Annotated in this window: 16 protein-coding genes and 1 riboswitch; of the genes, 4 read left to right on the plus strand and 12 right to left on the minus strand. The window is 50.1% G+C overall.

The window, feature by feature from the left end:
• A complete protein-coding gene (gene aceE / locus M0R47_RS07335) occupies positions 1 to 2,730 on the minus strand; it encodes a pyruvate dehydrogenase (acetyl-transferring), homodimeric type (protein WP_292552484.1) in 2,730 nt (909 codons plus the stop codon).
• A gap of 324 nt (positions 2,731 to 3,054) precedes the next feature.
• Between aceE and M0R47_RS07340 the strand changes: the two genes are divergently transcribed.
• The gene (locus tag M0R47_RS07340; protein ID WP_292552486.1) at positions 3,055 to 3,882 is read left to right on the plus strand and encodes an undecaprenyl-diphosphate phosphatase; all 828 of its coding nucleotides are present in this window, start codon (positions 3,055 to 3,057) and stop codon (positions 3,880 to 3,882) included.
• A gap of 140 nt (positions 3,883 to 4,022) precedes the next feature.
• On the opposite strand, the gene hypA is transcribed toward M0R47_RS07340, so the two are convergent.
• From hypA to M0R47_RS07385, 9 genes are all read right to left on the minus strand, one after another.
• The gene (gene hypA / locus M0R47_RS07345; RefSeq protein WP_292552489.1) at positions 4,023 to 4,364 is read right to left on the minus strand and encodes a hydrogenase maturation nickel metallochaperone HypA; all 342 of its coding nucleotides are present in this window, start codon (positions 4,362 to 4,364) and stop codon (positions 4,023 to 4,025) included.
• A 36-nt stretch (positions 4,365 to 4,400) separates the two neighbouring features.
• Entirely contained in the window at positions 4,401 to 7,025 is a 2,625-nt protein-coding gene (locus tag M0R47_RS07350; protein WP_292552493.1) for an EAL domain-containing protein, read from the minus strand.
• Entirely contained in the window at positions 7,022 to 7,474 is a 453-nt protein-coding gene (locus M0R47_RS07355) for a hydrogenase maturation protease (RefSeq protein ID WP_292552496.1), read from the minus strand. Before M0R47_RS07355 ends, M0R47_RS07350 begins: the two co-directional genes overlap by 4 nt.
• A 3-nt stretch (positions 7,475 to 7,477) precedes the next feature.
• Positions 7,478 to 9,016 (minus strand): nickel-dependent hydrogenase large subunit, encoded by a 1,539-nt coding sequence (locus tag M0R47_RS07360; protein ID WP_292552499.1) that lies wholly within the window; start codon positions 9,014 to 9,016, stop codon positions 7,478 to 7,480.
• Between the two features lie 2 nt (positions 9,017 to 9,018).
• Positions 9,019 to 9,960 carry an NADH:ubiquinone oxidoreductase gene (locus tag M0R47_RS07365; protein ID WP_292552502.1) on the minus strand — a complete coding sequence of 314 codons (942 nt, stop codon included), beginning with the start codon at positions 9,958 to 9,960 and terminating at the stop codon, positions 9,019 to 9,021.
• A gap of 603 nt (positions 9,961 to 10,563) precedes the next feature.
• Positions 10,564 to 12,585, minus strand: coding sequence for an alpha/beta fold hydrolase (locus M0R47_RS07370; RefSeq protein ID WP_292552505.1), 2,022 nt, complete (start codon positions 12,583 to 12,585; stop codon positions 10,564 to 10,566).
• Positions 12,586 to 12,677: 92 nt separating this feature from the next.
• On the minus strand, positions 12,678 to 13,229 hold the full coding sequence (locus M0R47_RS07375; protein WP_292552508.1) for a hypothetical protein: 552 nt from the start codon (positions 13,227 to 13,229) through the stop codon (positions 12,678 to 12,680).
• A 200-nt stretch (positions 13,230 to 13,429) separates the two neighbouring features.
• A complete protein-coding gene (locus tag M0R47_RS07380) occupies positions 13,430 to 13,708 on the minus strand; it encodes a hypothetical protein (RefSeq protein ID WP_292552511.1) in 279 nt (92 codons plus the stop codon).
• Positions 13,709 to 13,999: 291 nt separating this feature from the next.
• The gene (locus M0R47_RS07385; protein WP_292552514.1) at positions 14,000 to 14,998 is read right to left on the minus strand and encodes a DUF4105 domain-containing protein; all 999 of its coding nucleotides are present in this window, start codon (positions 14,996 to 14,998) and stop codon (positions 14,000 to 14,002) included.
• Positions 14,999 to 15,904: 906 nt separating this feature from the next.
• On the opposite strand from M0R47_RS07385, the gene M0R47_RS21905 reads away from it, so the two are divergent.
• From M0R47_RS21905 to M0R47_RS07395, 3 genes are read left to right on the plus strand one after another with little or no spacing between them, the layout of a single operon-like run.
• Positions 15,905 to 16,255 carry an IS1 family transposase gene (locus M0R47_RS21905; protein WP_366513177.1) on the plus strand — a complete coding sequence of 117 codons (351 nt, stop codon included), beginning with the start codon at positions 15,905 to 15,907 and terminating at the stop codon, positions 16,253 to 16,255.
• Between the two features lie 5 nt (positions 16,256 to 16,260).
• A complete protein-coding gene (locus tag M0R47_RS07390; protein WP_292552517.1) occupies positions 16,261 to 18,114 on the plus strand; it encodes an ATP-binding protein in 1,854 nt (617 codons plus the stop codon).
• Positions 18,111 to 18,758: a response regulator transcription factor gene (locus M0R47_RS07395; RefSeq protein WP_292552520.1), complete on the plus strand. Its 648-nt coding sequence runs from the start codon at positions 18,111 to 18,113 to the stop codon at positions 18,756 to 18,758. The genes M0R47_RS07390 and M0R47_RS07395 overlap by 4 nt, the downstream gene beginning before the upstream one ends.
• A 284-nt stretch (positions 18,759 to 19,042) precedes the next feature.
• On the opposite strand, the gene M0R47_RS07400 is transcribed toward M0R47_RS07395, so the two are convergent.
• A complete protein-coding gene (locus M0R47_RS07400; protein ID WP_292552523.1) occupies positions 19,043 to 19,207 on the minus strand; it encodes a hypothetical protein in 165 nt (54 codons plus the stop codon).
• Between the two features lie 27 nt (positions 19,208 to 19,234).
• Positions 19,235 to 19,357: a hypothetical protein gene (locus M0R47_RS07405; RefSeq protein ID WP_292552526.1), complete on the minus strand. Its 123-nt coding sequence runs from the start codon at positions 19,355 to 19,357 to the stop codon at positions 19,235 to 19,237.
• Positions 19,358 to 19,441: 84 nt separating this feature from the next.
• Positions 19,442 to 19,661, plus strand: a riboswitch (cobalamin riboswitch).
• Positions 19,662 to 19,766: the final 105 nt, after the last annotated feature.

The following is a 19,766-nucleotide window of genomic DNA, read 5'->3' on the forward strand; positions in this document are numbered from 1 at the left end:
TTAGATTAGCCAGGGAGCTGCTGCTTCAGGATTAACGCCGTATTTGGCAATTGCCACATCCACTTTGGCGGCATCGAACTGCCCCAAGTCTGCCAGACTTTTTAGCGCCGCAATCGTTACATGGTAGCGATCTACCTCAAAGAACCGGCGCAAGTTTTCGCGCGTATCGGAACGGCCGAAACCATCGGTACCCAACACTGTATAAGGAGCGGAAATATAAGCGCGGATCTGTTCTGCAAAGGCGCGAGTATAATCGCTGGCGGCAATCACCGGGCCTTGTGCGTCGGCAAGACAATGTGCGACATGGGATTGCTTGGCTGTTTCGGTCGGATGCAAACGATTCCAGCGTTCGCAAGCTTGACCGTTTCTGGCCAGCTCGGTAAAGCTGGTGCAGCTCCATAAATCGGCTTCCACGCCCCAGTCGTTGCTCAGCAACTCAGCCGCCGCTTCGACTTCACGGAAAATGGTTCCCGAGCCCAATAACTGCACGCGAGGCGCTTTCTTTATCTCCATGGATGGAGTGTATGCCGCAGGACTGTCAGGAACAGGCGCGGCGTTTGCGCCTTTTTTGAAACTGTACATGCCTTTCAGTATATCCAGCTCCGCGCCTTTAGGCATCGCCGGATGGGCATAATTTTCGTTCATGACGGTGATGTAATAGAAAACATCTTCCTGCTCGACATACATGCGGCGTAAACCATCTTGAATGATTACAGCCAGTTCATACGCATAGGTCGGATCGTAGGAAACGCAGTTAGGTACCGTAGCCGACATTAAGTGGCTGTGTCCGTCTTCATGTTGCAAGCCTTCGCCGTTCAGCGTGGTTCTGCCCGCCGTACCGCCCATTAAAAAGCCTCGGGTGCGTTGATCGGCAGCCGCCCAGATTAAATCGCCAACGCGTTGGAAACCGAACATCGAGTAGTAAATAAAGAACGGAATCATCGGTACGTTGTGCGTTGAATACGAGGTGCCCGCCGCAATCCAGTCGCATAAGCCGCCCGCTTCATTAATGCCTTCCTGCAACACCTGACCGTGCTTGTCTTCCTTGTAGAACATCAGCTGATCGGCATCTTGCGGAGTGTACAACTGACCAACCTGAGACCAGATGCCCAGTTGCCTGAACATGCCTTCCATACCGAAGGTTCTTGATTCGTCCGGAACAATCGGCACAATGCGTTTACCGATGTTTTTATCTTTGATCAGAATATTAAGCAGCCGCACGAAAGCCATGGTCGTGGAAATTTCGCGGCCTTCGCCGCTAGCTTCGAGCAACGATTTGAAATCACTCAATACCGGAACGTCCAAAGCATAAGATTTTGCTCTTCTGGCGGGCAAAGGACCGCCTAACTCACTGCGGCGCTGCTGCATATAGGCCTGTTCTTTTGAACCTTCCGGAAAACTGAGATAAGGCAAGTCTTGTAGCTCTTCGTCGGTTACCGGCAAGCCGTAGCGATCTCGAAAATTGGTTAACGAGATGGCGCTCATTTTTTTCTGTTGATGAGAGATATTCTGGGCTTCTCCCGATGCGCCCATGCCATAACCTTTAATGGTCTTAGCCAAAATGACGGTGGGTTGTCCTTGATGATGCACTGCGGCATGGAAAGCGGCAAAAACCTTAACTGAATCATGGCCTCCGCGATTAAGCTCCCAGATATCCCGATCGGACCAATCGGCAACCATAGCCTTTAGTTCAGGCGTATTAAAGAAATGTTCGCGCACATAGGCGCCGTCTTTGGCTTTAAAGGTTTGGTAATCGCCGTCGACGCAGGACATCATCCGAGCCACCAACAGCCCGTCTTTATCACGAGCCAGCAACGCATCCCAGCGTTGGCCCCAGACCAGCTTGATTACATTCCAGCCGGCGCCGCGAAACTCGCTTTCCAGTTCCTGAATGATCTTGCCGTTACCGCGCACCGGTCCATCCAGGCGTTGCAGATTGCAGTTGATAACAAAAATCAGATTATCCAGCTTTTCACGCCCGGCCATGCCGATGGCGCCCAAAGATTCGGGTTCATCAGTTTCGCCATCACCCAGAAAGCTCCAAACCTTACGATTCGAGGTGTCGGCAAAGCCGCGATCCTGTAAGTAGCGCATAAAACGAGCCTGATAAATAGCCATAATCGGCCCAAGCCCCATGGAAACCGTCGGGAATTGCCAGAAATCCGGCATCAACCAGGGATGAGGATAAGACGATAAGCCGTTGCCGTTCACTTCCTGACGGAAATTATCCATCTGTTCCAGCGTTAATCGTCCCATCAAAAACGCACGGGCATAATCGCCCGGCGTTAAGTGGCCTTGAGTATAAATCAAATCGCCGTCATGTTGGTCGGAAGGCGCACGCCAGAAATGGTTAAATCCAACATCGTACAAAGTTGCCGCCGAAGCAAAACTGGCAATATGCCCGCCGACATTAGTGTGCTTATTCGCCCTCAATACCATCATCATGGCATTCCAGCGTACATAAGCGCGAATATTGTGTTCTATCGTAACATCACCGGGAAACTGGGCCTGTTGCGCAACAGGAATAGTATTGATATAAGCGGTGTTGGCGCTAAAAGGGATGTCGAATCCCGCACTCCGGGTTACTGCAACCAACTGTTCAATCAGAAAGTGTACACGCTCACTGCCATCGTGCTCCAACACGGCTTGGAGCGCTTCAATCCACTCCCTGGTTTCTGCTGGATCGACGTCATTCTGTCCGGTGATTTTTGAGATTAAACTATTGGTCATTGCTAGATCCTGTTACAACGAGTATGCATGGATTAAAAATGTTAATTAGGTTACTCATTAAGGCGCATGAGCGTAACCCGCCATTTTACTTAAATACTAAAAACAAGGCCAGAAACACTCTGGTTATTCGGCATAGTATAAACAATGCAGTGGGGGCAATGCACCCGTTTTAGTCATTTGATGCTGACAGCGGAGCGGCAGATCAGGGTGTCGCCGACCGATATTTGGTTATTTGCATCGTGACAGTTTATTATAGATGAGCCTGCCTGAAACCGGGGCAGACGGACTTTTTACCTACCGAATCACTCATCTTATCGACAAAACATGGATCTTATATTAACGCTTAAAACTATCATTCTGGGCATTGTTGAGGGCCTGACCGAATTCTTGCCGGTTTCCAGTACCGGACACTTAATCCTGGTTGGCGACTTGCTGAATTTTAATGATGACAAAGGCAAGTTATTTGAAATTGTTATTCAGGTCGGCGCTATCCTGGCGGTATGCTGGGAATACCGTGCCAAAATCGCTGCTGTTATTGTGGGCCTGCCTAGCCAGAAGTCGGCGCAAAAATTTACCTTAAACCTGATGATTGCGTTCGTGCCGTTGGCAAGCCTGGGCTTACTGTTCGGCAAGTACATCAAAGCCGTGCTGTTCAAGCCTATTCCGGTAGCTCTTGCGTTTATCATTGGCGCCTTCATAATTATTTGGGCGGAAAAACGGGAACATAAAATCCGCATCTATGAAGTCGAAGATTTAAGCCCGTTGGATGCATTAAAGCTCGGTATCGCACAGGCTTTCGCGTTGATTCCGGGAACCTCGCGCTCCGGCGCAACCATCATCGGCGGCTTGTTATTTGGGCTTTCGCGCAAGGCCGCAACTGAATTTTCTTTTTTTCTGGCAATTCCCACGCTGATTATCGCCAGCCTCTATGACTTATATAAGCACCGGGATTTATTGGAACTGGCTACCGACCTCCCCTATTTTGCCGCAGGACTAATCGCCGCATTTATTAGCGCGCTGCTCGCAATCAAAGGCTTATTACGCTATATCAGTCATCATGATTTCATTATTTTCGCCTGGTACCGCATAGTCTTTGGCTTGATTGTTATTGCCACGGCATACAGCGGACTGGTGCAATGGACAGTCGATTAATATCGCTTCCTTCCGGGTTCACTTTCAGCACATTACATTAGACACACTGATACCCCTGGGCAAACAATAGCTATAAAAAAAGCCCTATATTGACATATAAGGGCTTTTATTTACTTTGCGCCAGAGAAAATAGCGCCATATTAAATAACAATTAAGTCTTTAATCTTCATTTCTGCGCCCTGGATGACCGTAACAAAAGGGCTGCCGCAGTAGACACACGCATCGTACAACGTTGTCATTTCTAATTGTTGCCCGCATTGCTGACAAACCCCAAGCCCATTGAGTTCGCAAATAATCAACTCGGCATTTTCTGCCAACGAATCCTTCATAACGACATCAAAACAGAAACGTAATGCGTCCGGCTCAACATTGGAAAACCTGCCTATTTCCAGAGTCACTTGGGTAACTTTGCTGAAACTTTGGCTCAGCGCATTTTTTTCGAGAATTTCCCGCACATTCTCAAGTAACGATAGTTCATGCATACTTATCCCTGCCCTCTGCTTTTCATGGTATTGACTTCATTCGATAACGCCAGGGTCAATCCAGCGTCTTTGAAATTCATCTGCTGGCAACGGAGGCGACAGATAATACCCTTGAATCTCATGGCAGCCGTATGACTGTAATAACGCCAACTGGGATTCGGTTTCGACACCTTCGGCAACCACCTTCATATTCAAAACTTGCCCTAGGGACACAATGGTCTTGATGAACGCCGCCTCGCTTGAGGCGGGGTCATTGATGTAAGCCTTAATGAACGACCGGTCGATCTTAAGCGACTGAATGGGCAATTTTTGCAAATAGGATAACGATGAATAGCCGGTACCGAAGTCGTCCATGGCTACGTGAATGCCGCGCGCCCGGATTTGATGCAATCGTTCAGTCGCTTTTTCGATGTCGTGCATGATCAAGCTTTCAGTCACTTCCAATTCAATCGATTCGGGATCGGTACCGGTTTCGGCCAGAACGCTGTCGAGCACGGCAATAAAATCCTCAGCCAGCAGTTGCCGGGGCGACAGATTGATGGCGAGCCGGAATCCTGCCAAGTTGTTGGCCCATACCTTAGCTTGCAAGCAAGCCGTTTTGAGTATCCATGTGCCCAAGGGAATAATCAAAGCCGTTTCCTCGGCGATAGCGATGAAGGAGTCCGGCGATACAATTCCAAAGCCAGGCCGCTTCCAGCGGATCAATGCTTCGGCGCCGGTTATGCGGGATAAGCTGCTATCGGCCTTGGGCTGGTAATAAAGCTGGAATTCTTCCTGTTCTATGGCCAACCGCAGTGCGCTTTCCAATGACAGCCGCTGATGTGCCGCCTCGTTCATGCCCGCTTCGAAGTAATGAAACATGCCCCGGCCTTTTGCTTTGGACGCATACATGGCGGTATCTGCATGCCTGGTCAGGGTATAGAAGTCATTACCGTCGTCGGGAAAGACGGCAATGCCGATGCTGACGCCGACGAAAACAGTGTGATCTTTAATCTGGACAGGCTTTGTCATCGCCTCGACCAGTTTTCGGGCTAACTCGGTAACATCGGCGATGCCGCTTAATCCAGGCAGGATAATGGTAAACTCGTCTCCGCCCATACGGGCAACGGTATCTGTTTTGCGTAAGCAGCCTTGAATCCGGGTTGCTATGATCTGCAGCAAGCAGTCGCCGGCCCAATGCCCCATGGTATCGTTGACGTCCTTGAAATGATCCAGGTCAAGGAATAACAACGCAATTCGTCTATTACTGCTTTGCGCCAGAGAGATTTCGTGCTCAAACCGTTCCTTGAACAGAGACCGGTTGGGAAGATTGGTCAGTACATCGTAGTACGCCAGTTGCTTGAGTTCCTGTTCCGTTTGTTTCTGGTGGCTGATATCTGTGGAAATCGCCACATAATGAGTCAACTGGCCTCGCTGGTCAGTGACAGCATTGATGCTGAGCAGCATCGGACAGAGTTCGCCATTTTTTCGGCGATCCCATATTTCTCCTTTCCACTCGCCTTCATTCAACAACGATTGCCACATCCGTTTGTAAAACGGCTGATCGTGCAGCTTTGATTTGAACGCACGGGGATTTCGGCCAAGAATTTCGGAGCGCGCATAACCGGACATTGAGCAAAATGCCGCATTGACCTCAAGAATAGTGCCCTGCGGATCGGTAATGAAAATCGCCTCGCTGCTATTCTCGAAGACTTTGGCACTTAGTCGCAATTGAGTTTCCCGATTTTTTAATTCGGAGATATTTAAAGCCGTCACAACAGCGCCTTCCAGTTTTCCCTGCTCCGAATGCAGCAAACTGCTCTTCAACCAATAGATAAGGTTTGTGTTGCCCCTGTTTTTGCCTAACAGCTCATGCTCACAGGTATAGTATCCGTTAAGCCGGACAGTTTCCAACAGCACCGATCGAACCGGCCAGGGCAAAGACGGCAATTGTTCGGCAAGTTGCAGCCGTTCGAGAGGCGTCAGCAATTCGTCGACGCAGGTTCCCAGCAATTCGTCTTCGCTATACTCGAGCTCGCGCTCCACCGCCGTATTCAGTTGCAGAATCCGGCCTTCGGTATCGATAACAATCAGGAGATCTTCAATGGTATCCATAACGCGGTCAACAAAGCGGCTGAAAGTCTGCTGCTGAAGCACCTTTTCCTTGAGCATTAACTTTTGCTGTTCCGATTCGCGAAGCATGGCATCCATGCTTTGTGTTATGACGCGAATTTGCTGTTCCTGTTTCAGGGTAGCCAGCCGCAGCTTATCGATTTCCTCCCGCAGTTGAAGCACTGTTTCGTTATCCTCGTTGCCGGAAATAATTTCGGTGCGGTTTTCAGCTGTTTCAAACCGGCTGGTTTCATTCTGGGATACCAGAAATTGACCGTCGCGTTCCTTGACACAAAGATCGGAAATCTTCAAATCGATGCGTTGGCTATGCGCCGGACAAACAAGGAGATTTCCATCGACCAGCGGACAATGCGTCAGATCGTAGCCTTCATGAGAGCAGCGGGCGGGGGCAACCTGAAATTCGCCATCGATGTTAAAAATCAGAATATCAATAGGATGATGTTCGCCGGATAATTGCAATCGGCCTTTCCAGCGCGGCGGATCCGCCAAGTCGATGAATGTTAGCGATTCAACAAGGGCGTCACGAAGATTTTGACCTTTATGACTCATTCCGAAAGAAGACCGCGTATCAAGTGGACGGTTTTGGCTACGGCCTGCTCGGTTTTATCGGAGAGACCCGGGGAAAAGGAGCTAACGGCGGCTATTTCGACCCCCACGATGAGAATATCCGGCAGCGGGTCCCTGATAACTTTAAGAGCCTCCAGCAGATACGGCAGCCCCAGGCCGTGGCCGGTGAGCTGTTCCGGCCGGTCAGCCAAGTCATCCGGCCTTAGCAGGAATACTTCCCCAACACTCCCGAAGTTGGCCAGAGCATCGACCAGGATCACCTGCCTGCACTCCTCAAGAAACCGCAGTGCATTGAGCCCTGCGATGCCTGCATTGAACAGCTCGACATCTTTCGGCCACATCAGTTGGCTGAGCTGGGCATAGATTCGGCCGCCGAAGCCGTCATCCCCGTGCAAGTCGTTGCCAAAACAAATGATGTGTCGGTCAGCCATAGCTTAAGGCCATACGGTAATGCGTTTGCCCGTGTCGAGTACATGCACGGTACAGACCAGACAGGGATCGTGGGAGCGGATAATATGGCCGATTTCCACCGGATCGTCCGGATCTTCAACGGTCAAGCCAAGCAAACTGCTTTCCCAATGCCCTCGCCTGCCTTCGCTGTCTTTAGGCGATGCATTCCAGGCGGTTGGCGTAACGACTTGATAGCGGCTAATAGCGCCGTCGGTGATTTGCACCCAGTGACCCAATGCACCGCGCGCCGCCGTCACTAGCCCAAAACCTTCCCCGTCGGGGATTTCTTCCTTGCCAGGAGAGATCATATGCGGGTCGTTAAGATGTGCGGCCAGTTCGTGCAACGTTTCGCGCATTTTATGCAACAGCCGGGCAGTGCGGCGCAAGCGGGCGAGCTGACGCAACCAGGCATTGCCGCCCTCCGCCTGGTATAACGAGCTAATCAGCGGCTCGCCGTCGATTAACGCATCCGCCAAGGGGCCGGTTTGCACGACTTTATTTTGATAGCGGGGCGCTTTGCACCAGGTATAGCGGTCAGAATGGGGTTGATAATCCGGAATAGTTTGCCCCTGGAACGGATGACGCCCGCCCGGGTATGGCTGGAACCAGGAATAACGCACATGCTCGGTAATTTCCGCTTGCTCGAAAGGCTCGATATTGCCGGTATCGCCATTGAGAAAGCCGGCTCTGAACAAGTGCTTGCGCTGCGGGGAAAAAGCCCCGGCATCGTCCGGGTCGTCATAAGCGCCATAGCTGATCATATGCGGCGTGCCGAAGCCCACATGTTGCAGGCCTATGTCGCGGCTTATCAGCGTAAACATTCCGATGGCGCTGTCTGCATGGGCATCCTTCGCCGTTAGCCAGGTAAAAAATTCATCCGCGGATTGTAGCGCCAGCCAGGATTCCAGGTCTGTGCCGATAACGGTCTGTTCAAACCAGCGGGTCAGTTTATTAAGGATAGACAGACTGTCGATGATATGGCGGCTACTGGCAGGGGTAGTGACGCCGCCCGGCAACATATAAGAAGAATGCGGCCACTGGCCGCCAAACAACGCGATAATTTCGACCATATGCCGCGAATGCTCGAGGGCGCCGCGATGAACCCATCCTTTAAACGGCAGGAAAGCAGCCCGCGCTTTTTCATAAAACGGCCTATTAATGTATTTGGAATGACAAAAATCGGCAGTGAAGAACATGAAAGATTGCCGAAGATCGCTTTGCACCGTCTCGGCCATCAAGCACAGATTACGGATACGAATGGCTGCGGGCGGCACCGGGATACGGCCGATATGTTCCAGCGCCAGCACTGCGGCATTCAATTGCGCAGTGCCGCAAATACCGCAAATACGGGGCGTAATCACCAGAGAATCCTTGGGCTTGCGGCCCATCAGGATTTGTTCGAAGCCCCTGTACAGGGAGCCGATACACCGGGCATCAACGACTTTGTTATCTTCGAGTTCCAGTTGAAAATCGAGATCGCCCTCGACCCGGTTAAGGTCGATTTGAATGGTTCGTCTGGTCATGGTTAAGGGTCCATCTTCTTTTTCAGCACCCGCTCGGGAGCCGCGTCATGAGCCAGGCTTTTGTAGGCCATATAATTGGCCCGTTCCACGCCCAGCGGTAGATGGACCGGTATGGTGCCGATTTTTTCAGTCAAAAACAGATCCTGGTCCAAAGGAAAATCAGGCGAAGTACAGCCGAAACACGGTACTCCTGCCCGGGTCTTGCTGCTGCGGCCATTCCAAAGCTCGGTGTTGCAGATGGACATCGTGACCGGTCCCTGACACCCCAGATTGAAGAACATGCAGGCCTTACCGCCAAACTCAGTGTCTTCTACGTCGTACTCATGATATTCGTTGCGAGTGCAGCCTTGATGCACAGTAGAATTAAAAAACGCCTTGGGACGGTTAAGATGATCGAGCTCTACCGGAAGCCCGGATGCCAGCATGGCCAGCGTTTTGGTCATGGCATTGGGATGTGCCGGGCAACCCGAGAGATTGATGACCGGCAGGCCGTTGCGAGAGCGCCATTCAATCGGCAATAAACCGCCGGGGGATTGTTTGTCGAACTGCAAACCGAGGCAATCGGTCGGGTTGGGCGGCGCGGCATGAACACCGCCGTATGACGCGCAAGTGCCCAGCGCCACCACGTATCCAGCCTTTTCAGCCAGTTCGCTGACCAGGCTCATTTTGGAACGCCCGCGATACGGGTCGTACATGCCCGAACCATTGGGGCCGGTAATAATGCTGCCTTCAATGCATAAAATATCGAGGGCTTGTTGATCCGCAATGATCGCCTCGATCAAGCCATCCAGCCTGCTCATCGGCTCTATGGACAGGGACGGTTGCCAGAGCATGTCAATGCCGTATTCATCCACGAGTTCTTCAAGCGATGGACTGTCCGCACACAGAATCGACATGGTGTCGCCGCCGCAGGAGCCGGTTTGTAACCAAAGTAATGTCGTCATAAAAATCTTAGTGATATGCCGTAGTGCATGCGGCGTTCGTGAATAAGTAACTGTTCCCTAGTAAAAGCCACAACCTAAACCCCGCACGCTACTACCGGAAAGCGCATTAAAAACTCAAAAACATACGCCATTAAATCATAAAAAATCCATTTGCGGACAAGCCCAGCATGGCTTGATTATCCGGCAAACCAAACAGCCAAAGGGAGCGGCTTCAAGTTAGCCTTCCGCCCGAGCGAAGAAGCCGGCCGCTATATTAACCTCTATCTCCTCCGCTGTCGTCAAATTCGCTTGTTGGGCCAAATTACGACTTATCATTTAAAGTGAATTAGCATTATTGGCGCCGAATAAGACTTATAACCGGAAAACGGCTTGTAATATTTATTACTAATCGGCGTTGAACCTTTCAGACAAAAGCCGTAATTTGTAAAAATATCGACAGGATACAAGTTATCCCCTGAAAAGTTTAGATACTCTTTTATTGTAAAAGCGGCAAAATTTAGAAGCCGTTTTCCAGTTTACACAAAAATTATTACACCCTCGACGGCGTAGCAATACGCTGTCTCTACCCGACTTAATTTACAGAGAATACATTGAGAAAGCAGATTAATCTTTCTTGTAAAACGTCGCCAGATGTTCGTTCAGGATGCGGCGAATCTCTTCAATGACTTCAGGCTGACCCTGGGAGGAGTGGCTCCAACGCACGACCAGCTCGGAGACTGCCTCATCAATGTGAGCACTCCGATAAGTAACCACACCGTCATCCCCCTCTTCTTTCGGCCCGTCACCCTCCACAGCTATAATCGAGTGGGCCTTAATGCGGGGCATGACCGGAATCGTTTCCAGAATTTTCAAGGCTGGGTTGTTCGGGCTCATGTTGTCGACCGCCGTCGGAGGGCTACTCATCGCCGCTGCCAACTTTTCGTCGCTGATCGTCCCGGCGGCTTGCGCGAGCTCGCCGAGCACCGCTCTTGGCAGGCTAATAAGCTTGGCAGCAAGACCGGTAATCACACGCCGAGCCGCTAACATGGCTCCGTGGTGCGGCGTGGAAATAAACACGACACGCTCCACGAAAGGCAAGGGCTTGAAGAACATCGACCGCCGAAGAAGCGTGCGTATCTCGGGATTAACCAGGACCTCATCGAGCGGCTTATTGCTGACGCGATCCCAGAGTCGGGTCCCGCTGTCGATCGCAGTCAGCTTGGTCAACAACCCGCCCTGGCTATGGCCAATCACCACCATGCGCTGCAACGTCGTGTCTTTTCCCTCCGGATCGAACTCCTGGACTGCATTCGTCAACGCAGTCCGCAACAGACCGGCCGAGTAGCCGATAGGGTTGCCGCTGTCGTACAGAAAGACCCATATCTGGAAGCGTTTGCGGATGATCGGATCGCCCTGGAGTTCGTTGATCAGTTCGGCCCAGCGCGCGGGGCTCGATGCCGTCCCATGCACCAGCACCACGGGAATCTTTCCGGCCCGGTGAGGTTGCAGCGTGAACAGCCCATCCTGGGTTCTATCTTCCGACTTCAAATCGGACATCAGACCTGAGATAAACCCTCCACGGAAAAAGGCACTGATCTCCATACTGTAGAGAGGGCTATCATTCAGCTGATAGGCCAGTGCTGCCGTCGGGTCGAACTCGATGGGTTGCAGTCGGCCGTCATCAACCGCGACCGTCTCGGCCTGGTCCGAAGCATACAGTTCCAGACGCCCGCTGAGTTTCCCACCGGCCAGGTTTGCACGCGCATGCTCAAAACGCAGCAACGCAGTGACCGGGACTTGAGTGCGGGGGCCGAGACGTTCCGAGCCGATCACTTTCTCCCCCTTCTGCCTTGCAGCAAGGCTGGCAGTCAGAGAAGCGCCGAGTCCGGGGTTGCGGTAGCGATTCCTGAGGCCATGAACCGCCAAGGTGCTGGTTGAGATAAAGTGGTCAAGCCGGTATCCGCCCCACGTTAGACCTGATTTATCAAGCGTTACCTGTAGCGTCCCGAACGGCAGCTTATACTCTCCTGGCTCCAGTCGCACTTCATGGTCGTCTTCATCACCAGGTGCGGCCAGTCCCTGAGCGACACCTTGGTTGTAGAGATCATAGGCCAACCGAAATCGGGGATCTGAAGGTTTCAGCAGCACCTCGTTGTCGTCGCCAGGTAACAGAAGGGCCCAGGCATAAACGGCTGAAGCCAGGAAATAGGCGCGATCGCCGGTACGCTCAGCATGAAGGAAGGACAACTCTGCCAGTGCAAAAAGTCGATCATCGTCACCAGTAGGCTTTAGCGCGGCATGGAGCTCGGCAAGCACTCTAGATGGCTCTGCCTCGAACCGATCAAGCAGACCGTTACGCCTGAGTACCTTTTGCGAGGCATCCGACGGCTGCCCTACCGAGAGCACGCTTTCTGTTTGCAGACGATAACCGGTTTGGATATCTACATTCTTGACACCAACCGGATTAGCGCATCCGGAGACTATCAGCGCGAGTCCACTGACCAATACAATTTCAATGATGGTTACGTTGAAATGGAGCCGCTTTAGCAAAGAGGCCGCACTCGCCATAACAACAGCCAAGACTTCAGAAGATTGTAGGCCAATGTCTATCCCAGGCCTTGCAGTTATCTTTTTTACCCGCTTCATCGTTTCCATTATCGAAATTGAAGTCGGGCAACAGCTTCACAGTTGCCCGACATTGCGGCGCAAAATCAGTAACGTCTCACGCAGGTTATTTGTTATTCAGGCATCACAGGAAGTGCAGAACCGATTTTCACGTCGCTAGTTCCTTGCAAAATGCTTTCTACTTGCACAAAACGAGCAGCAATGGTTTTCGATGTTGCTTTTGCGATTTTGCCATAATACTTTTCAAGTAGTGCCGTGCGGTTTTTACGGAAATTAAACACACGTTTGATCAGTTTATCTGCTTCATCACCCTTGATGCTGTCAATCTTGGCCGCATAATCACTGATGGTTGCTAGACGTTGGTCATTTAATTTTTTCAATTCAGTGTCATAAAGATAGTATTGGTCCAGAAACTTTTTTTCTTGTTCTGGGGGCAGTTTCATCGCTTTCTTGATGAAGTCCAATTTCTCCATACGCAGACCGAAACGGAACATGTCTAATTGCCTTCCTTCGTCAGCCGCTGCTCCAACTGTGCCTGCTTCTTTCACAGCTTTATCATGCTCTTCGACGGGTTTAGTTTCTTCTGCTTGTGCTTGTGCGATATTTATCGATGGAGGGATAACAGCGGCAATGGTAAAAATAAGGGCTAGGTCTTTATATTTCATCGGAAACTCCTAAATTTTAATAGTGAATTGCGAATGTATAACAAGAGTTAAAAATTAACTCTTGTTTTGAAAATGAATTCGTGATGCAAATTGCAATGAGGGTATAAATATAAGTTTATGAAAAACTGGACGTTTATTTACAATCTATGACCTTTCCGTTAGATAGGCCTCATTTGAATACGCTCGAAGGGATCCGCCCGTCATTTCGACTTGATATCCCGAGCGGTCTCCCGACTCTTCTGCTTGACCTCCCGTTTATCCTGACGGCATTCCGGACGGCTCTTCTCGTCTCCCTCCTTACATACATCCTTGGCATCGCGAGCTTTCTCGCGGCCACCCTGCTTAGTGTCCCGTGACTCCTGTCGCTCATTACTTCGTTCACCCATGTCTTCCGAATAGCTCGGAGCCGAGGTAGCGAGCAGTCCAGTAGTAATAATTAGGGTTGTCATGACATCTTTAAAAGCGTTTTTTTTATTCATGCTCTTTGTCCTCTGAATTTGGAATCGGCTTTAGTAAGCTATTGATAAGGTAACCCGATCCTACGGCATCGGCTATTGGCCTTTAGTCCAATAGCTAAGGTTTCGCAACGTGTTAATAAAATTTGTTAATAATGGCAAGGTTCTGTTGACATTTAGTTGCTCATCCCAAGTTCTATGGATTTGGTGAGCGGCATGTCAAATAGATCGGAACTGAGCGATGAAGAATGGCGAACTCCATGCGAATCAGGCATTAATGATTGGGGGTACAGGTGGGGAGTAGTAAAAACCAACTCATTGCGGAGCCTTGCGGATACGTTCCGAGAAATCAGCCGCTTGATCGGCCTGATGCGCCGCATTATTAATATGTACGTGCTGTTGCAACTCAGTGAAAGGTAAGCGTTGATCAATGCGTCCATTCTCATAGAGGTATTCCGGCACGTAACCGCTTATCAGAATTTTCCAGGAAAAAGGCAGGTGCTCTGGATTAATCCTGGAATGCAGCCATATCGTGGTGGTGCAATTTTCGGTTAACGTATTATAAAAAGCCGGACTTTCATATAGCTTATTGATATCTTTGAAATAATCCAAAAACAAGCGCTTGGCGTTTTCCTTTGGTGCAAGTAAGCGATAAAGGTAAACCTCTTCCTGAGGATTTTGACGATAGTTGGTGCGCAAACGGATGATGTCGCGCTCATCCGCAACGATGTAGATCAACTCATATTGCCGAAAAAAGCCCTTTATCGTCGAATAACCTTCGTTTTTTTCCTTGCGCGCTTCGATCGAGACGGCGAGATGATTACCTTTGCCAAAATTAAAACTGATGATGGTGTGCGCAATAGCCGGCCCCATCCAATACACCGCAAAAAGGTCCACGCCTTCAAGCTTATCTAAATCAAAGGTTTTAGTGTAATAGCCCGGCTGATAATCAAATTCACTCTTGTAATCAAAATTACGAATATTATGGACCGTCACTAAATGATCCTGAAACGTTGCGTATGACAGCTTTTCAACATCGCTTTGCCATTGGCGATCGTTTGAAGGCCTAATATTTAGCCACCAGACGAGTATGGCAATAAACAAGACACTATGGATGATTAATAAACGAGAACGCCACGCTGGAATCGCTAATGAAATTAATGCCAGTAATCCGGAAATAGCAAACATGACCGCCAAAACGGTCCGAAACAGACTGATCCGTGAATCGCCAAAATAAAGGGCGCAAACACCCCAGCCGGTGGCAACAATGAGTACCACTATCATCGGTAGCAATTTGATAATACTAATTGTCATATTTAAGGAAAAAGCCATACGGCAGTTTTAAATCGGATGCGCTGTTCATAGCTTTGGGTAACACCTTGGATTAAAGCTGAGTTGAGCAGCTTGTCTGCTCAAACGAAACTTATGCCCTTTGGGTATAAGTAGCCGTTTATAAAAAACTGCTGCAACCTGCGCCCGCTTCGCTCCGAGATCGCGTCCATTAACGCTACGCTTTATTTCAGACACAACAGCGACGTTGCAAACTCAGCCTTGATCAGCTCTGCTTTGGGATTTTTCTAGGTAATAGCGGCTGCCCAGCGTGTTCTGCACTTGTTGGCAGCCAAATTTCAATAGCTGACTGACCAGTAAATTTAACGGCCGTAAGGTTTTCGTGGTGTGTGAAACAGGCGGCTTTAGGATGATAGCTCCGACAACCTCAAAATATTCTCTTCCGGCAAGTGTGCAAAGATGGCTGTCCAGAACACCGTGTGCCCAAGCCACTTTTCTGTTCAAGCAGGATCTCTGCCTTGGCTTAACAATATAAAATACCGATTAAACAAACCATTAGTACGGATACTTAGGGTGATGGTGGCTACATCTACAGCCCTTCGCCCCATCGATACTGCAAGCGATGCCGACGGTATCGAAGTTTCTACCGGCGCTGAAGTTCAAAAAATTTAAAACCGCTTTGCATCCAACACTCCTACAGCGTAATCCCATTTAAATGTTGCCTTCTCTAATTTACAAATAGACTTTACCTTAAGCACATCAAGACAAGTATTTGTAAGTAGCGGTACGTATTTACTATGGTTAGCAGAAAGGAAATACTTTAATTAGATCAGGCACTTTCAAGCTGCGATAGGCAGATTGCTAGCAAAGGTGCGATTGTCAATCACCTCATCGTTTAAATCGCTCAACATTATCTGATCACACCGATGATTGAGGGTCTGCGAACCCTATTTAGGCATTACTAAACACGAGACTGGCGAGCGGAACACCCCGAAAATGAAACGCGAAAACTTGAATCTACCAACTTGGATCATGCGTTTAACAAGAAATACAATCTTTTTTTCCAAGTCAGTTTTGATACACGATAACGTCACTGAGTTGCTTATCAATAAGAAAAAATTGACGATATTCATGCCGGCATACAGGTTTGCCTCTCTGCCCATAAAGTTATTCAATGGCCTATTGGATAACAGTATGACATCCCAGCATCTCACTGCGCGGTTTCTACTTCCGGCCGCCGAAGTAGCGTGTGATCCAGAAAGTTCGACGGTCTTTCAATGAGCCGGATGACTGTACTATGGTCCATGCTGGCGTCCACATCCTTGGCCTTTGCGCTACTGCATCTTTTTATCTGGGCCAAAGGCATACAGCCATGGGCGAATTTATCGTTTGCAACCGCCGCTATCGCTATCGCAGTCATCACCGGCATGGAATTAATGGCCATGCGGACGACGTCCATCGAGCAAATGGCGCTAATTCTGCGTTGGGCCCACCTTCCCCTTCTCGTCCTATGGCTGGCAATTATTTGCTTCGTGCGCTGTTACTTCGATGCCGGACGCTCCTGGCTGGCCTGGCTGGCAGTGGGTTTGCGCGCAGTTGCGCTCATCCTGAGTTTCTCCACCGGACAGAACCTTTTTTTTGACCAGATCACCGGTCTCAAACAGGTCGCAGTTTTGGGCAGCGAAACGATATCCATCGCCCAAGGCTCGCTCAATCCTTGGTATGTAGTCGGTCCGCTCAGCACCGTGGTGCTTGCGGCGTTTGTGCTGGATGCCGCATTCACCCTATGGCGCGGGGGGACGGATACGGGCCGCCGCCGTGCTATCGTGTTCAGCAGCAGCATCATATTCTTCCTGTTGACAGGGACCTGCCATAGTGCGCTGGTGAATGCCGGAGTTATCAATTCGCCCTATATCGTCGGCCTTTCCTTCATGCCTATTCTTCTCGCTATGTCCTATGAACTGAGTTTCGACCTGTTGCATTCGGCGCAGTTGTCTGATCAGTTGCAGGATAGTGAAGCTGAATTGCGACTCAGCAAGCAACGCATGAGAGTGGCGGCAAGATCCGGGGAACTGAGAATGTGGGAGTGGGACATTGTCCCTGATGAAATTTGGAGCACGGATGATGACCCAAGGTTATACGGAATCTCTGAGCCACAGAAAATCAGTTTCGAGCATTTTCTGAACATTCTTTATGAGGAGGATCGCGAGCAGGTCAGGCACTCAGTGGAAAGATCGTTTATCAAGGGAAACGGCCATTATGAGAGCGAATTCCGCATTACGATGCCGGATGGCCAGGTACACTGGTTTAATTCCCGCGGCCGCATCGAATTCAGTGAGGACGATCAGCCGCTCCGCATGCTGGGTGTTACGATCGATATTACCCGGCGCAAGCAGGCGGAATTGGCTGTGCAGCAGCAACGTAACGAACTGACGCACCTTTCGCGCGTGACTACGTTAGGCGAACTATCCGGTTCGCTGGCGCATGAATTGAACCAGCCGCTGGCGGCCATCCTCAGCAACGCCCAGGCCGCCCAGCGCTTCCTAGCTCATGGCAATACCGATCTTGCCGAGATCCAGGACATCCTCAAGGACATTGTGAACGAGGATAAACGCGCCGTCGAAGTTATCCAGCGTTTACGTCTATTACTCAAGAAAGGCGAGGTGCAACATCTTCCGGTTAACCTGAATAAGATCGTGGAAGAAGTCTTAAAAATAATTAGCAGCGATTTGGTGAATCACAATATTAACGTAAACATCGACCTCGCCAAGAAGTTGCCGGCCGTCATTGGCGACCGCGTGCAACTCCAGCAAGTCTTGCTTAACCTGATCATGAATGCCTGTGAAGCCATGTCCCATACCAATGCAGACAGACGCCGGCTGTTTGTCCACACCGAACAGAACGGCATTGATAAGGTACAAGTGTCCGTCGGCGATCAGGGCCCGGGAATTCCCTCTGAAAGCCTGGGGAACATCTTTGAGCCGTTCTTCACTACCAAATTGCAAGGTATGGGTTTGGGACTCCCTATTTGCCGCACCATCATCACCGCCCACGGCGGACAACTCTGGGCCACCAACAACACGCCCCGCGGCGCCGTCTTTCATTTCAAGCTGCCGACATCCCCTGGAGAAAGCGCATGAACGAATCCGCGCCCACCGTGCTGGTAGTCGACGACGATCCATCCGTGTTGAAATCCCTGGCACGTCTGCTGCGTTCGAACGAAATGAACGTTGCCACATTTGCTTCGCCGCAAGAATTTCTTGATCAATCCGAACCGTTCATTCACGGTTGTCTGGTACTCGATATCGCCATGCCCAATTTCAATGGCCTGGAACTGCAACAGGAACTTGCCGCCCGGGATAATGAATTACCGGTCATTTTTCTGACCGGCCATGGCGATATTCCGATGAGCGTACAAGCAATGAAACAAGGCGCCATCGATTTTCTGACCAAGCCGGTGCATGACCAGGATTTGATCGAAGCCATTCATGCCGCCATCGAAACAAACCGCATGAACCGACGGGCTCACGACGAACTGAACGAAATCCGGAAGAAGCTGTCGACGCTGACGCCGCGCGAGCGGGAAGTTCTGGATCATGTAGTTTCCGGCAGGCTAAACAAGCAAATTGCGGCCGACCTCGGAACTGTGGAAAAAACGATCAAAGTCCACCGCGCTCATCTGATGACGAAATTAAAAGTCCGTTCATTGGCCGATCTGGTGCGCCTGGCCGAACGGGCGGGAATTAAGTCCATAGCGCCGAATCGACACGACGGTCAAACTTGAATAACCAGCATTCTCAAAATTTATGTGCCTGCGCGAATCGACAAATCATGTGACTGTCCGTAATTCCCCTCCCGGATCGGCTTCCCTACCATTACCACGGCTATAGGTTGCGATGCCGCATCAGGCTGCGCGGAATCAATACATCGAAGAGACTGGAATTCTTGAGTCGACCAATTAAATCAACTACCGGGCTATGCCTTCAAAAACTCTTTTGCGTCATCAGTTCCCGTCTTGAAAACGAAACCTTTGAACGCATCCTGCATTGCCTGAGCGGGGACATCGCCTTACGCAATGACATCGGTATCGATGTCTTCCAAGCCTTTTTCATTGATAAACTGAATAATCTTGGATGGCGTCGCCGGTAAATAAATCACAAGGCTTGCCACCAACTCTTTTTCGTCACCCTCCGTAACATCGAAGGAAATGATTTTACCCTGATCCAGATTCATGAGCGCCTTCTGGTCGATACCGGGTAATTACATTAACTCCTGCGCATCCGGAAGGTTTCCGGCATGGACTGAAAAAATACCGGACAAGCCGATCATAAGGACTATCCGGCTGCATAACTTCTTAATTGCTGTTTTCTTTTGATCTGACATGCTTATTACCTAAAATTCTGCATCTACACTTTGAACAGTGGAAGTAAGATTTGGCTGATTCAATTATCAATTGGATTAGTTTATACTTAGAAATAACGATTAGGTGCCTTGGTGTGCGGTTTGTGCGCCAGGGTGAAACGGGAAGTCCGGTGCGATTGGCGTTTAGTCTCTGTCAAATCCGGCGCAGCCCCCGCTGCTGTAAAACCTGATGAATCATCCATATGTCACTGTACGGTTAGTGCGGGAAGACGGATGATCCAAATGACGGTAAGCCAGAAGACCGGCCTAATCGAATGAAGGACACCGACTCCGGAGGGGAGCCGTATGCCAGTCATGCAGCGTTGGCTGTATTTGTGCATGCGAATTTTCTTATAGCAGTCGGCTCCAATCCCTTACCTTATCAGGAGAC

It is taken from the genome of Methylobacter sp. (assembly GCF_023227905.1).
GTDB lineage: Bacteria > Pseudomonadota > Gammaproteobacteria > Methylococcales > Methylomonadaceae > Methylobacter_A.

Excerpts from the sequence above, each read along its gene's own strand:
- M0R47_RS07375 (WP_292552508.1), bottom strand. The coding sequence starts at position 13,229 with ATGAAATATAAAGACCTAGCCCTTATTTTTACCATTGCCGCTGTTATC.
- M0R47_RS07385 (WP_292552514.1), bottom strand. The coding sequence starts at position 14,998 with ATGACAATTAGTATTATCAAATTGCTACCGATGATAGTGGTACTCATT.
- M0R47_RS07390 (WP_292552517.1), top strand. The coding sequence starts at position 16,261 with ATGACTGTACTATGGTCCATGCTGGCGTCCACATCCTTGGCCTTTGCG.
- M0R47_RS07395 (WP_292552520.1), top strand. The coding sequence starts at position 18,111 with ATGAACGAATCCGCGCCCACCGTGCTGGTAGTCGACGACGATCCATCC.
- M0R47_RS07365 (WP_292552502.1), bottom strand. The coding sequence starts at position 9,960 with ATGACGACATTACTTTGGTTACAAACCGGCTCCTGCGGCGGCGACACC.
- M0R47_RS07355 (WP_292552496.1), bottom strand. The coding sequence starts at position 7,474 with ATGGCTGACCGACACATCATTTGTTTTGGCAACGACTTGCACGGGGAT.
- M0R47_RS07380 (WP_292552511.1), bottom strand. The coding sequence starts at position 13,708 with ATGAATAAAAAAAACGCTTTTAAAGATGTCATGACAACCCTAATTATT.
- aceE (WP_292552484.1), bottom strand. The coding sequence starts at position 2,730 with ATGACCAATAGTTTAATCTCAAAAATCACCGGACAGAATGACGTCGAT.
- M0R47_RS07405 (WP_292552526.1), bottom strand. The coding sequence starts at position 19,357 with ATGTCAGATCAAAAGAAAACAGCAATTAAGAAGTTATGCAGCCGGATA.
- hypA (WP_292552489.1), bottom strand. The coding sequence starts at position 4,364 with ATGCATGAACTATCGTTACTTGAGAATGTGCGGGAAATTCTCGAAAAA.
- M0R47_RS07350 (WP_292552493.1), bottom strand. The coding sequence starts at position 7,025 with ATGAGTCATAAAGGTCAAAATCTTCGTGACGCCCTTGTTGAATCGCTA.
- M0R47_RS07400 (WP_292552523.1), bottom strand. The coding sequence starts at position 19,207 with ATGAATCTGGATCAGGGTAAAATCATTTCCTTCGATGTTACGGAGGGT.
- M0R47_RS07370 (WP_292552505.1), bottom strand. The coding sequence starts at position 12,585 with ATGAAGCGGGTAAAAAAGATAACTGCAAGGCCTGGGATAGACATTGGC.
- M0R47_RS07360 (WP_292552499.1), bottom strand. The coding sequence starts at position 9,016 with ATGACCAGACGAACCATTCAAATCGACCTTAACCGGGTCGAGGGCGAT.
- M0R47_RS07340 (WP_292552486.1), top strand. The coding sequence starts at position 3,055 with ATGGATCTTATATTAACGCTTAAAACTATCATTCTGGGCATTGTTGAG.